12 protein-coding genes and 1 other annotated feature (1 of these 13 running past the window's edge) are annotated in these 13,079 nt (G+C 37.4%); of the genes, 10 read left to right on the top strand and 2 right to left on the bottom strand.

Annotated features, from left to right (window positions below; genetic code table 11):
* Positions 1–152 precede the first annotated feature (152 nt).
* Positions 153–2,483 carry an endopeptidase La gene (lon, locus tag K5S59_RS04380; RefSeq protein WP_098258102.1) on the top strand — a complete coding sequence of 777 codons (2,331 nt, stop codon included), beginning with the start codon at positions 153–155 and terminating at the stop codon, positions 2,481–2,483.
* A complete protein-coding gene (ysxC, locus tag K5S59_RS04375; RefSeq protein WP_000869115.1) occupies positions 2,480–3,076 on the top strand; it encodes a ribosome biogenesis GTP-binding protein YsxC in 597 nt (198 codons plus the stop codon). The genes lon and ysxC overlap by 4 nt, the downstream gene beginning before the upstream one ends.
* A 39-nt stretch (positions 3,077–3,115) precedes the next feature.
* Here ysxC and K5S59_RS04370 read toward each other — a convergent pair whose 3' ends face one another.
* Both K5S59_RS04370 and K5S59_RS04365 read right to left on the bottom strand, forming a co-directional pair.
* The gene (locus K5S59_RS04370; RefSeq protein WP_002160351.1) at positions 3,116–3,532 is read right to left on the bottom strand and encodes an organic hydroperoxide resistance protein; all 417 of its coding nucleotides are present in this window, start codon (positions 3,530–3,532) and stop codon (positions 3,116–3,118) included.
* Positions 3,533–3,534: 2 nt separating this feature from the next.
* A complete protein-coding gene (locus tag K5S59_RS04365; protein ID WP_000138544.1) occupies positions 3,535–3,987 on the bottom strand; it encodes a MarR family winged helix-turn-helix transcriptional regulator in 453 nt (150 codons plus the stop codon).
* A 415-nt stretch (positions 3,988–4,402) separates the two neighbouring features.
* Here K5S59_RS04365 and hemA point away from each other — a divergent pair, with 415 nt between their 5' ends.
* The 8 genes from hemA (at position 4,403) to ysxE (ending at position 12,812) form a co-directional block, all read left to right on the top strand.
* A complete protein-coding gene (gene hemA, locus K5S59_RS04360; protein ID WP_000547848.1) occupies positions 4,403–5,737 on the top strand; it encodes a glutamyl-tRNA reductase in 1,335 nt (444 codons plus the stop codon).
* A gap of 17 nt (positions 5,738–5,754) precedes the next feature.
* Entirely contained in the window at positions 5,755–6,588 is an 834-nt protein-coding gene (locus tag K5S59_RS04355) for a cytochrome c biogenesis protein (RefSeq protein ID WP_000008998.1), read from the top strand.
* Between the two features lie 15 nt (positions 6,589–6,603).
* On the top strand, positions 6,604–7,533 hold the full coding sequence (gene hemC, locus K5S59_RS04350; protein ID WP_001226425.1) for a hydroxymethylbilane synthase: 930 nt from the start codon (positions 6,604–6,606) through the stop codon (positions 7,531–7,533).
* 2 nt (positions 7,534–7,535) lie between these two features.
* On the top strand, positions 7,536–8,288 hold the full coding sequence (gene hemD, locus K5S59_RS04345; protein ID WP_000992366.1) for a uroporphyrinogen-III synthase: 753 nt from the start codon (positions 7,536–7,538) through the stop codon (positions 8,286–8,288).
* 69 nt (positions 8,289–8,357) lie between these two features.
* Positions 8,358–9,347 (top strand): porphobilinogen synthase, encoded by a 990-nt coding sequence (hemB, locus tag K5S59_RS04340; RefSeq protein WP_001087079.1) that lies wholly within the window; start codon positions 8,358–8,360, stop codon positions 9,345–9,347.
* The gene (gene hemL / locus K5S59_RS04335; protein ID WP_000712933.1) at positions 9,347–10,636 is read left to right on the top strand and encodes a glutamate-1-semialdehyde 2,1-aminomutase; all 1,290 of its coding nucleotides are present in this window, start codon (positions 9,347–9,349) and stop codon (positions 10,634–10,636) included. The genes hemB and hemL overlap by 1 nt, the downstream gene beginning before the upstream one ends.
* A 109-nt stretch (positions 10,637–10,745) precedes the next feature.
* Entirely contained in the window at positions 10,746–11,723 is a 978-nt protein-coding gene (spoVID, locus tag K5S59_RS04330; protein WP_000179736.1) for a stage VI sporulation protein D, read from the top strand.
* Positions 11,724–11,786: 63 nt separating this feature from the next.
* The gene (gene ysxE / locus K5S59_RS04325; RefSeq protein ID WP_000366996.1) at positions 11,787–12,812 is read left to right on the top strand and encodes a spore coat protein YsxE; all 1,026 of its coding nucleotides are present in this window, start codon (positions 11,787–11,789) and stop codon (positions 12,810–12,812) included.
* Between the two features lie 120 nt (positions 12,813–12,932).
* Positions 12,933–13,079 (top strand) — a binding site (T-box leader) (it continues 85 nt past the right edge of the window).

Here is a 13,079-nt window from a genome sequence, read left to right as displayed (position 1 = left end):
GTTTAAGTTTGTATGCTTAAGCGGAGTCTTTTTTCCTTTTTATAAGGGAGAAAAACGAGGGATTTACAATTGCGGAAAATCTCTGCAATTGCATCTAGATGTATTGTAATATAAAATAGTTGAACAGGAGTTTAATTTATTATGGAGGTGCTATGTCTAGTATGAATACGAATGAAAGAATCGTACCCCTCCTACCATTAAGAGGCGTTCTCGTATATCCAACGATGGTTCTGCATCTTGATGTAGGACGTGATAAATCGATACAAGCACTAGAGCAGGCGGCAATGGATGAAAATATCATCTTTTTAGCGATGCAAAAAGAAATGAATATCGATGATCCGAAAGAAGATGACATATATAGTGTAGGTACAGTAGCGAAAGTGAAGCAAATGTTAAAATTGCCGAACGGTACGCTTCGTGTCCTTGTAGAAGGTTTACATAGAGCTGAAGTAGTAGAGTTTATCGAAGAAGAAAATGTAGTGCAAGTTTCTATCAAAACGGTAACGGAAGAAATAGAAGATGATTTAGAAGAGAAAGCTCTTATGCGTACATTACTGGAGCATTTCGAACAATATATTAAAGTTTCGAAAAAAGTTTCAAATGAAACATTTGCAACGGTAGCTGATGTAGAAGAGCCAGGAAGATTAGCTGATTTAATTGCTTCTCACTTGCCGATTAAAACGAAGCAGAAACAAGAAATCTTAGAGATTGTATCTGTGAAGGAACGATTACATACACTTATTTCAATTATTCAAGATGAACAAGAGTTACTTAGTTTAGAAAAGAAAATTGGACAAAAAGTGAAACGTTCAATGGAGCGCACGCAAAAAGAATATTTCTTACGTGAGCAAATGAAGGCGATTCAAACTGAACTTGGCGACAAAGAAGGTAAGGGCGGGGAAGTTGAAGAACTTCGTGAGAAAATTGAACAATCGGGAATGCCTGAAGAAACAATGAAGGCTGCACTGAAAGAATTAGATCGTTATGAAAAGTTACCAGCAAGTTCTGCGGAGAGCGGTGTTATTCGTAATTATATGGATTGGTTATTAGCACTTCCGTGGACAGAAGCAACAGAAGATATGATTGATCTTGCTCATTCTGAAGAAATTTTGAACAAAGATCATTACGGTCTTGAGAAAGTGAAAGAGCGCGTACTCGAATATTTAGCTGTACAGAAGTTAACGAATTCATTAAAAGGACCTATCCTTTGCTTAGTAGGACCTCCTGGGGTCGGGAAAACTTCGTTAGCGCGTTCGATTGCAACATCATTAAATCGTAATTTTGTCCGTGTATCCCTTGGTGGTGTACGTGATGAATCTGAAATCCGTGGTCACCGTCGTACGTACGTTGGAGCGATGCCAGGACGCATTATTCAAGGTATGAAAAAGGCGAAAACAGTTAATCCAGTCTTTTTATTAGATGAGATTGATAAAATGTCTAACGATTTCCGTGGAGATCCATCAGCAGCATTACTGGAAGTGTTAGACCCAGAACAAAACCATAACTTCAGTGATCATTACATTGAAGAACCATATGATCTATCGAAAGTTATGTTTGTAGCAACTGCGAATACACTTTCAAGTATTCCAGGTCCGTTACTTGACCGTATGGAAATTATTTCGATTGCTGGCTATACAGAACTTGAAAAAGTGCACATTGCCCGTGAACATTTATTGCCGAAACAATTAAAAGAGCATGGTTTACGAAAAGGTAATTTACAAGTACGTGATGAAGCGCTTCTTGAAATTATTCGTTATTATACACGTGAGGCTGGTGTTCGTACACTAGAGCGTCAAATTGCAAAAGTTTGTCGTAAAGCAGCAAAAATTATCGTTACAGCAGAACGCAAGCGTATTGTAGTAACAGAGAAAAACATTGTTGATTTACTTGGTAAGCACATATTCCGTTATGGGCAAGCTGAAAAAACAGACCAAGTTGGTATGGCGACAGGGTTAGCGTATACAGCGGCAGGCGGCGATACACTTGCGATTGAAGTATCTGTAGCGCCAGGTAAAGGGAAATTAATTTTAACTGGGAAACTTGGGGATGTTATGAAAGAATCCGCACAAGCAGCGTTTAGCTATATTCGTTCTCGTGCAGAAGAGCTTCAGATTGATCCGAATTTCCATGAGAAGAATGATATTCATATTCATGTTCCAGAAGGAGCAGTTCCAAAAGATGGACCGTCAGCAGGTATTACGATGGCAACGGCACTTATTTCTGCACTAACAGGTATTCCTGTAAGTAAAGAAGTGGGGATGACAGGTGAAATTACACTTCGTGGTCGTGTATTACCAATTGGTGGTTTAAAAGAAAAAACATTAAGTGCTCACCGCGCAGGCTTAACAAAAATTATTTTGCCAGCAGAAAACGAGAAAGATTTAGATGATATTCCAGAAAGCGTAAAAGAAAACCTTACGTTTGTGCTTGCATCTCATTTAGATGAAGTATTGGAGCACGCATTAGTAGGAGTGAAACAATGAAAGTAACAAAAGCAGATATTGTAATTAGTGCTGTTAAACCAGAACAATATCCAGACAGTGATTTACCAGAAATTGCATTAGCAGGTCGTTCAAATGTCGGGAAGTCTTCCTTTATTAATAAAATTTTAAATCGTAAAAAGTTAGTACGTATTTCTTCTAAACCAGGAAAAACGCAAACGCTGAACTTTTTCTTAATCAATGAGATGATGCATTTTGTTGACGTTCCAGGTTATGGATATGCGAAAGTATCTAAATCAGAGCGCGCAGCATGGGGCAAGATGATTGAAACATACTTTACAACGCGTGAGCAATTAGACGCAGCTGTATTAGTAGTTGATTTACGTCACCAACCAACAAACGATGACGTGATGATGTATGATTTCTTAAAGCATTATGAAATCCCAACAATTATTATTGCGACGAAAGCCGATAAAATTCCGAAAGGGAAATGGCAAAAGCATTTAAAAGTTGTAAAAGAAACGCTTGCTGTTGAAATTGGCGATGAAATTGTTCTATTCTCTTCTGAAACAGGACTTGGAAAAGAAGAAGCGTGGAAGGCAATTCATAGAATGACAAAAACAAAAAACGCGTGACGAATGTCGCGCGTTTTTTGTTTTATTTACTAAATTTTTTTATCTTACGTTTAATGTAACCTCAATATTACCTCTTGTTGCTTTCGAATAAGGACATACACCGTGAGCAGCTTCTACAAGTTCTTGTGCTTCGGCATGAGAAACGCCAGCAACGTGTACATCAAGTACAGCAGATAGGCCGAAACCACCATCTGTATCTTTTCCGATAGAAACGTGAGCAGTTACTTCTGTACTTTCTACTTTCACACGTTTCGTACGAATGACAAGTTGTAATGCACTATCAAAACAAGCGGCATAACCAGCAGCAAATAGTTGTTCTGGATTTGTTGCCTCTCCGCCTGCACCACCTAGTGCTTTCGGCATTTTTACATCAAGATTTAATATGCCATCATCTGAAATTACTTTTCCGTTTCTTCCACCTGTAGCAGTTACTGAAGCAGTATATAATTTATCCATGTTTATTCCCCTTTTCTATCATTTATTGTTTTCATTGTTTCAATTAGTTTATTTAATTGAATTAATAAAGAACGATATTCTTGTTCTGTAATTCCTAAATTTGTTGCCATTGTTGTCGGCAATGAACAAGCCTTTTCTTTTAAATCTTTACCTTGTTCTGTTAATTCAATACAAACTTTGCGCTCATCTTCTTTGGAACGAACGCGTTTTACAAGTTGTAATGATTCCATTCGTTTCAACATAGGTGTTAACGTACCGGAATCTAAAAATAGACGTTCTCCAATTTCTTTTACTGTTAGTCCATCTTGCTCCCATAGTACGAGTAAAGTAATGTACTGTGGATACGTAATACCCATCTCTTCTAAATATGGTCGATAAAAGCGGGTAACTTCTTTAGAACAGGCGTAAATAGAAAAACAAAGCTGGTTATCTAGATGTAAAGAATTCTCTGTCATACATAACTCCCTTCTAATTAACTTGTGCACAATTTAATTTTGTAAAATCAATATAACGAAAAATAAATACAATGTCAAATACATTGTATTGAGAAAGTTTGTGCTACAATTTGGAACAATCATACATATTTTTCTTCATGATGAAAGAAGATAGGAAAGATGATGTTATAATTCATATGGAATAGTTTCCATCACTTGATTATGAGTGCTTTTTTTGGTAACGTACAAATAGAGTTATTAATTTATAATCATTATAAAGTAGGAAGTCCTTATTAGTTTTACTGAATCTCCTTTATTACATACGGAGAATAAATAAAAAATAATCGGTTGTTCACACGATTGTCAGATTCATAAGAGGAAAGTTGTATTATGATAGTAGATAAAGTGATAAAACGGGTGAAGGGGGACATGCTGCGTGCATATTCTTGTTGTTAGTGTAAATTATCGAACAGCCCCTGTAGAATTTCGTGAGAAACTCACATTTCAAGCAGCAGAGCTAGAGCAAGCAATGACTACATTACAAAATCAAAAGAGCGTGTTAGAGAATGTCATTGTATCAACTTGTAATCGCACTGAGATTTACGCTGTTGTCGATCAATTACACACGGGACGGTATTATATTAAGAAGTTTTTAGCTGATTGGTTTCAGCTTGAAATAGAAGAAGTTGCACCATATTTAACTATTTTTGAACAAGATGGTGCAATAGATCATTTATTCCGCGTGACGTGCGGTTTAGATTCTATGGTAGTCGGAGAAACACAGATTTTAGGCCAAATAAAAGATAGCTTTTTAGAAGCGCAACAAGTAAAAGCGACAGGCACAATTTTTAATGAATTGTTTAAGCAAGTGGTTACGTTAGCGAAACGTGCGCACTCAGAAACGACGATTGGTGAAAGTGCGATGTCGGTTAGTTATGCTGCTGTCGAGCTTGGGAAGAAAATATTCGGCGAGCTAACAGATTGTCACGTACTTATTCTTGGTGCGGGCAAAATGGGTGAACTGGCACTGCAAAATTTATATGGAAGCGGTGCTCGTAAAGTAACAGTTATGAATAGGACGCTGACGAAAGCGGAAGTAATGGCTGAGAAATATATGGGACATGCAAAGCCTTTAAGTGAACTACAATGTGCACTACTAGAAGCAGATATTTTAATTAGTTCAACTGGTGCATCGGAGTATGTCATTACGAAAGAGATGATGACAAAGGTAGAGAAAATGCGCTCTGGTCGTCCTTTATTTATGGTGGATATTGCAGTGCCACGTGATATTGATCCAGCGATTGATGAGCTAGAAGGTTCTTTCTTATATGACATTGATGATTTGCAAGGAGTAGTGGAAGCAAATCGTACGGAGCGTTTGAAAGAAGCAGAGAAAATTCAATTTATGATTGAAGAGGAAATTGTTTTATTTAAAACGTGGTTAAGTACACTTGGTGTTGTACCGTTAATAGCAGCTCTTCGTGATAAGGCACTTGCTATCCAAAGTGAAACGATGGATAGTTTGGAACGAAAAATACCGAATCTTAGTGATCGTGAGAGAAAAGTAATTAGTAAGCATACGAAAAGTATTATTAATCAATTATTAAAAGACCCAATTTTAGTAGCAAAAGAAATAGCTGCTGAAGAGGGAGCAGACGAAAAATTAGCGTTATTTGCAAAGATTTTCGATTTAGAAATGGAAGACGTAGAGAGTAGTGCGGAAGAAGTAGAACATAAAAGAGCGTGGACACCATCCGTTCCATCTTTATAATTTGGAAGGATGATCGGATGAGTTTTTTAAATAACAGTATTATTTATCATATTGCAATTATTTTATATGCTTGTAGCATTAGTTTATATTTTATAGATTATTTTCAAAGTAACCGAAAGGCGAACCGATTTGCTTTTTGGTTACTTTCGATTGTGTGGGTTCTGCAGTCTATCTTCATGTTACTTCGGGCTACAGATTCAGAAACGAACCCTATATTAACTTTATTATCAGGGATTTATTTTTATGTTTGGCTATTGATTACAATGTCGTTAGTCATTAATCGATTTATGAGAATCGACTTTCTAGTCTTTTTTACAAATGTTGTCGCATTTGGCGTAAGCGCTTTTTCTATTTTTACACCGCTTGGAAAGATGTCGCCGGTACTCGCGGAGCAATTAGTTTCGGAACTTGTATATGTACACGTCGGTATGGCTATTATTTCTTATGCAACATTCACTGTATCGTTCATTTTTTCTATCATGTATTTATTACAATATCGCCTATTAAAAAAGAAAAAATGGAATGCGAGATTAAGAAGGTTAGGGAATTTACCGAAGCTAGAATCGATGTCTTACGGATTAAATTTATTTTCTGTTCCATTTTTCTTACTAGCTATTTTATTAGGTTGCATATGGGGATATACGAAATTGGACAATTTCCATTGGTATGATACGAAAGTGATTGGATCTTTTGTCGTTCTATTTGTATATTGTGCTGGTCTATATTTACGAGTGGCAGATGTGTTGCAAGGGAAGAAAATCGTACAGTGGAACATCGGAGCATTTCTCGTAATGCTAATTAATATTTTTCTATTAAGCAGTTTATCCAACTTCCACTTTTGGTATTTATAATGAGGAGAGAGAATTATGCGCAAAATTATTGTAGGGTCACGAAAGAGTAAATTAGCATTGACGCAAACAAACTGGTTTATTGATCAGTTAAAAGCGCTAGGTTTACCATATGAATTTGAAGTGAAAGAAATTGTCACAAAAGGTGATGTTATTTTAGATGTTACTCTTTCAAAAGTAGGCGGAAAAGGCTTGTTTGTGAAAGAGATTGAACATGCGTTACTTACGAAAGAAATTGATATGGCTGTACATAGTATGAAAGATATGCCGGCCGTACTTCCAGAAGGATTAATGATTGGTTGTACACCGAAGCGTGTTGACCCTCGTGATGCTTTTATCTCAAAAAGCGGAGCATCGTTTAAAGAGTTAGCTGAAGGCGCTATTTTAGGTACGAGTAGTTTAAGACGCAGTGCACAATTATTAGCTGCTAGACCAGATTTACAAGTGAAGTGGATTCGCGGAAATATCGATACACGTTTACGCAAATTACAAGAAGAAGATTACGATGCAATCATTTTAGCGACAGCTGGATTACAAAGAATGGGCTGGGATGATGAAGTTATTACAGAGCATTTAGATGAGACGTTATGTGTACCTGCTGTAGGACAAGGTGCATTAGCGATTGAGTGCCGTGAAGACGATAAGGATTTACTACAGCTGTTAGCGCATATGAATGATGCAGTAACAGAAAGAACAGTGGCAGCAGAACGAGTATTTCTTCATAAACTTGAAGGTGGATGCCAAGTTCCGATCGCTGGATATGCAACCCTTACAGAAAATGATGCAATCGAATTAACAGCTCTTGTCGGTTCTATGGACGGTTCTGTTTTATTGAAAGAGACAGTAGTAGGAACTAATTCAGAAGAAGTAGGATTAGAGGCTGCGGACCGTTTAATTAAACAAGGCGCAAAAGAACTCATTCTTGCTGCAAATAAGGGGCAACAATAAATATGAACGCTCTCGCTGGCAAAACGGTATTGATTACACGTGCCCAGCATCAAGCAAAACAAATGAGTGTAGTGGTGAAAGAAAAGAGCGGAATTCCATTGGAAATTCCGCTTTTGCGTATGGAAGGTATGTCTGATAGACAGATTCAACATATAGCAGGGCAACTACATTCGTATGACTGGGTTATTTTTACGAGTAAAAATGGGGTAACTTTTTTTCTAGATCGTTTGAGAAAGAAGCTCCCCGTAACGACTAAAATTGCTGCAGTAGGCGTGAAGACAAGGTTAGAGTTAGAAAAACGGGGCTATGAAGTGGAATTTGTTCCAACTTCATTTGTTGCAGAAGTATTTGCAGAAGAGTTTGTAAAAAGACTAAGTGGAAACGAATGTATTTTATTTCCGAAAGGGAATTTAGCAAGAGATGTAATTCCAGTTGCACTTCGCGAAATTGGTGTTTCTCTAGATGAGCTAATCGTATATGGTACGAAAGAAAATGCAGAGAAAAAACAAGAGTTGATAGAAGCGTTAGAAGTAGGGAAAGTAGACATTATTACATTTACGAGCCCTTCAACTGTTACTAGTTTTGTTCGTTTACTTGAGGGTACAAACTGGAGAGAATGGACAAAAAAATGTACAATTGCTTGTATAGGGCCTATTACGGAAAAAGAGGCGAGCCTTTATTTTCCGCATATTATTATGCCGAAAGAGTACACTGTAGAAGCATTGCTACAATGTATTTGTGAATCTATAAAGTGAAACTTTAATTAGTAGGGTCTTACTGCCCGCAAATAGCGGGATAAAATAAAAGAATGGGGATAGAAATTTATGAACTCTTTACAATTTAATCGTCATCGTCGCTTAAGACAAAGTGGTAATATGCGTGCGCTTGTGCGTGAAACGTTTTTACATACGGAAGATTTTATTTACCCTATTTTTGTATTAGAAGGAGAAAACGTTCGTAATGAAGTGCCTTCTATGCCAGGCGTATATCAAATGTCTTTAGATTTATTGCAAGCTGAAATGCAAGAAGTTGTTGATTTAGGTATTCGTTCTGTTATTGTATTTGGTTTACCTGCTGAAAAAGATGAAGTTGGATCATCAGCATATTGTGATCATGGAATTGTGCAACGTGCAATTCAACAAATTAAAGGTGAATTCCCTGAGCTAGTAGTAGTTGCGGATACATGTTTATGTCAATTCACAAGCCATGGTCATTGCGGTGTAATTGAAGATGGTATTATTTTAAATGACGAGTCTCTTGCGGTTCTTGCGAAAACAGCTGTCAGCCAAGCGAAAGCGGGAGCGGACATTATTGCGCCATCAAACATGATGGACGGATTTGTAACAGCAATTCGCCACGCATTAGATGAAAATGGTTTTGGGCATGTACCAGTTATGTCATACGCTGTGAAATATTCATCAGCATTTTACGGGCCATTCCGTGATGCGGCGCACGGTGCACCACAATTTGGTGATCGTAAAACATATCAAATGGACCCAGCGAACCGTATGGAAGCATTCCGTGAAGCAGAATCAGATGTAATGGAAGGGGCAGATTTCTTAATTGTAAAGCCAGCTCTTTCTTACTTAGATATTGTTCGTGATGTGAAAAATAACTTTAATTTACCAGTTGTTGCTTATAACGTAAGCGGTGAATATTCAATGATTAAAGCGGCAGCGCAAAATGGCTGGATTAATGAAAAAGAAGTTGTACTTGAAAAATTAATTAGCATGAAACGTGCAGGAGCAGATTTAATTATTACGTATCATGCGAAAGATGCAGCAAGATGGTTACAAGAAGGAGGCGCTAAATAATGAAAAAGTTTGATAAGTCGATTGCGGCGTTTGAAGAGGCGCAAGATTTAATGCCTGGAGGCGTAAATAGCCCAGTTCGTGCCTTTAAGTCTGTTGGTATGAATCCGTTGTTTATGGAGCGTGGAAAAGGCTCTAAAGTATATGATATCGATGGAAATGAATACATCGATTACGTATTATCATGGGGTCCTTTAATTCATGGTCATGCGAATGATCGTGTTGTGGAAGCTTTAAAATCTGTTGCTGAAAGAGGGACAAGCTTCGGTGCTCCAACGGAAATTGAGAATGAATTAGCGAAACTTGTTATTGAGCGCGTACCATCAATTGAGATTGTACGTATGGTTAACTCAGGAACAGAAGCGACAATGAGTGCGCTACGTTTAGCTCGTGGTTATACAGGTCGTAACAAAATTTTGAAATTCATCGGTTGTTACCACGGTCATGGTGATTCGTTATTAATTAAAGCGGGTTCTGGTGTGGCGACGCTAGGTTTACCAGATAGCCCTGGTGTACCAGAAGGTGTAGCAAAAAATACGATTACAGTAGCCTATAACGATTTGGAAAGTGTGAAATACGCTTTCGAACAATTCGGTGATGATATTGCTTGTATAATTGTAGAACCAGTAGCAGGGAATATGGGTGTTGTTCCTCCGCAACCAGGATTTTTAGAAGGTCTTCGTGAAGTAACGGAGCAAAACGGTGCATTGCTTATTTTTGATGAAGTCATGACAGGCTTCCGAGTTGCTTATAATTGTGGACAAGGTTATTACGGTGTAACACCTGATTTAACTTGTTTAGGTAAAGTAATCGGTGGTGGCTTACCAGTAGGAGCATACGGTGGTAAAGCAGAAATTATGCGACAAGTTGCACCGAGCGGGCCGATTTACCAAGCAGGTACTTTATCAGGTAACCCACTTGCAATGGCAGCAGGTTATGAAACGTTAGTACAGTTAACGCCAGAATCATATGTAGAATTCGAGCGTAAAGCTGAAATGTTAGAAGCTGGCTTACGTAAAGCGGCTGAAAAACATGGCATTCCGCATCATATTAACCGTGCGGGTTCTATGATTGGTATCTTCTTTACAGATGAACAAGTTATTAATTACGATGCAGCAAAATCTTCAAACTTAGAATTCTTTGCAGCTTACTATCGTGAAATGGTAGAGCAAGGTGTGTTCTTGCCGCCATCTCAATTTGAAGGCTTATTCTTATCGACAGCACATAGTGATGCAGATATTGAAGCGACAATTGCAGCGGCTGAGATTGCCATGTCAAAATTAAAAGCTTAATTGATGAAAGAAAATCGCTCTCCATAAGGGGGGTGATTTTTTTTATTCATAAAGTCAGCTTTCCGTACATAAATCTGTAATGACATATAGTTTGGGAGGGGGAAAAGAAGTGGCAACAGATCATTCATTACGTTTTTCATTAAAAGAATCTGTTTGGTTCCAAAAAGGACAGGAAGTCGAAGAACTTTTGTCAATTTCGTTAGATCCAGACGTTGAGATAGAAGAGCTTGATCATGAAGTTATCGTGAGAGGGCAATTAGATTTAACGGGAGAGTATGTTGCAAGGCAAGATGATTCGGCTTATTCATTAAGAGATCTATCACCGGCGAAGTCAATTGATTATGTGGAAACAAGAGAAGATGGGGTTAATGAACTTGTTCATTCCTTTCCGCTTGAAATATCAATTCCGAGAAACCGTGTGAAAGTAATTGAAGAACTATATGTATCTATCGAGGAATTTGATTATGAATTAAAGGAAAATGGTTGCTTACAATTATTAGCGGATATATCTATAACAGGTTTATGTGATGAAGAAAGAATTGAGGATGAAGAGGAAGAAACGGCGTATGCTGAGTTAGAAGATGATGCAGCGCAAGAGTATGAAACTAGACCGACGCCACAAGTAGAAGAACCAGCTTATAAGGAATCAGATGAGTGGGAAGATTACGCATTTGAACCGTTCCAACTAGAAGAAAGAAAAGAGCAGGAAGTAGAGGAAGAGGAAATAGAAGAACATGAATTTGTAGAGCGTGAAGAGGAAAAAGAAACAACGCCGCAATTTGAATTGTTCGGACGAAAAGATTTCAAAAAAGAGAAAGCGAAAAAACAAGAAGAACAAGAAGAAGAAACGTATTCTCAGCGAGATGAAAATGCGCTGTATTTAACGAAATTATTTACGAAAGAACCAGAAGAAGAATTTACAAAGTTAAGAATGTATTTCGTGCAAGAAGGAGATACAATCGAATCTGTTGCAGATCGTTATGAAACGTCTGTACAAAACTTATATCGTGTCAATCAAACAGAAGATATATATTTAACAGTAGGGCAAATTATTTATATTCCCGTTTCAAGGGCAAAAGCGAAATAAGTGAGTGTTTTTCACTCACTTATTTTCCTAAAGGCTATGTTTTGAATAGAAAGGGTTATTCGTATGGATATGGAATTACGAAATCGCTATGAACCCATTGTAAGGCAATATAGATTGGATACGCAGCATATGGAAGAGCACGGAAGCGTAACGAAAATTTACACGAATCAAGGTCCATATGCGCTCAAGAAAATAGAAGGCAGAAAGTTAGAGCGGAATAACTTTCTGCACCATATTCAATATTTGAAAGAGAAAGGTTTTTCAAATTATGTACCTATATACCATGCGACGGATGGAAATTATATTTTAAGTGATGGTACGTATAATTATTATTTAATGCCTTGGTTAGAACGTGCGGAAGGGAACGGCGAGGATAATGATCAATACCATAAAATGTTCCAGACTCTCGGAGCGTTGCATCAAAAAACGGTAAAAGAAGAAACGTATACAGAAGAAGATTTAGAGAAACATTATACAAATATATCCGATCGTTGGGAAAATGATGGTGAGATGTTAGAAGAGTTTCTTGTAGAATCTGAAGCGAAGTGGTATATGTCTCCGTTTGAATTGCAATATTGTACGTACTATCATCATGTCATGAGGGCGCGTGAGTTTGCAACGAAGCAATTAAATGAGTGGAACGATGCGATGAAAGAAAAAGAAAAAACACGCATTACTTTTGTGCATGGTAACGTATCACTTAATCACTTTTTATTTGATTATGAACGGAATGGCTATTTTATTAGTTTAGAAAAATCGAAGTTTGCAACACCTGTGCAAGATATAGTAGGGTTTTATTCTCGGTCTTTAAACACGTATCCAATTGCGCGAAGTGATCGGTTTGAATGGTATCAAATGTACCAAAAAAATTTCCCTTTTACGAAAGAAGAGCAACTACTCATGTTTGCGTATATGACGTATCCATCGCAATTTATTCGGCAAATCCAGTCTTATAAGAAAAGAAGAGAGAGTCGTAATGAGGAAAATGAACTTCTCGGAGTAAAGAGCTTACAACAATCGCATTGGCTTGTTAGCAATATAGAATATTTCCTTTCGCAATTACAAGCTGCCCAGCAAGGGAACGGATAAAAAGATAAGTAGCATCCTCTACTTATCTTTTTTGTGCGTTAAAAAATTCGTAGTCTTAAATTTATCTTGACGAATAGGGTTTCGTTTTTTACACTATTGTATATAATAATTAACAATCATATAAATGCCTTGAAGGGGAAGAGTATAACAAGAAACGTCTTCAGAGAGGAGAATCATTAGCTGGGAGATTCTCTAGATAGTTATGTTAGAAGGTAGCCCTGGAGCATCTTTTCTGAACGGAATAGTTCTCATTAGGAAAAGACGGAT

The organism is Bacillus sp. BML-BC051 (assembly GCF_019656175.1).
Classification (GTDB): Bacteria; Bacillota; Bacilli; order Bacillales; family Bacillaceae_G; genus Bacillus_A; species Bacillus_A mobilis.
The sequence above is the reverse complement of the archived record's forward strand: the minus strand, read 5'-3'. Positions and strand labels throughout refer to the sequence as shown.

Excerpts from the sequence above, each read along its gene's own strand:
- hemD (WP_000992366.1), top strand. The coding sequence starts at position 7,536 with ATGAACGCTCTCGCTGGCAAAACGGTATTGATTACACGTGCCCAGCAT.
- hemC (WP_001226425.1), top strand. The coding sequence starts at position 6,604 with ATGCGCAAAATTATTGTAGGGTCACGAAAGAGTAAATTAGCATTGACG.
- ysxC (WP_000869115.1), top strand. The coding sequence starts at position 2,480 with ATGAAAGTAACAAAAGCAGATATTGTAATTAGTGCTGTTAAACCAGAA.
- K5S59_RS04365 (WP_000138544.1), bottom strand. The coding sequence starts at position 3,987 with ATGACAGAGAATTCTTTACATCTAGATAACCAGCTTTGTTTTTCTATT.
- K5S59_RS04370 (WP_002160351.1), bottom strand. The coding sequence starts at position 3,532 with ATGGATAAATTATATACTGCTTCAGTAACTGCTACAGGTGGAAGAAAC.
- ysxE (WP_000366996.1), top strand. The coding sequence starts at position 11,787 with ATGGATATGGAATTACGAAATCGCTATGAACCCATTGTAAGGCAATAT.
- lon (WP_098258102.1), top strand. The coding sequence starts at position 153 with ATGTCTAGTATGAATACGAATGAAAGAATCGTACCCCTCCTACCATTA.
- K5S59_RS04355 (WP_000008998.1), top strand. The coding sequence starts at position 5,755 with ATGAGTTTTTTAAATAACAGTATTATTTATCATATTGCAATTATTTTA.
- hemB (WP_001087079.1), top strand. The coding sequence starts at position 8,358 with ATGAACTCTTTACAATTTAATCGTCATCGTCGCTTAAGACAAAGTGGT.
- hemL (WP_000712933.1), top strand. The coding sequence starts at position 9,347 with ATGAAAAAGTTTGATAAGTCGATTGCGGCGTTTGAAGAGGCGCAAGAT.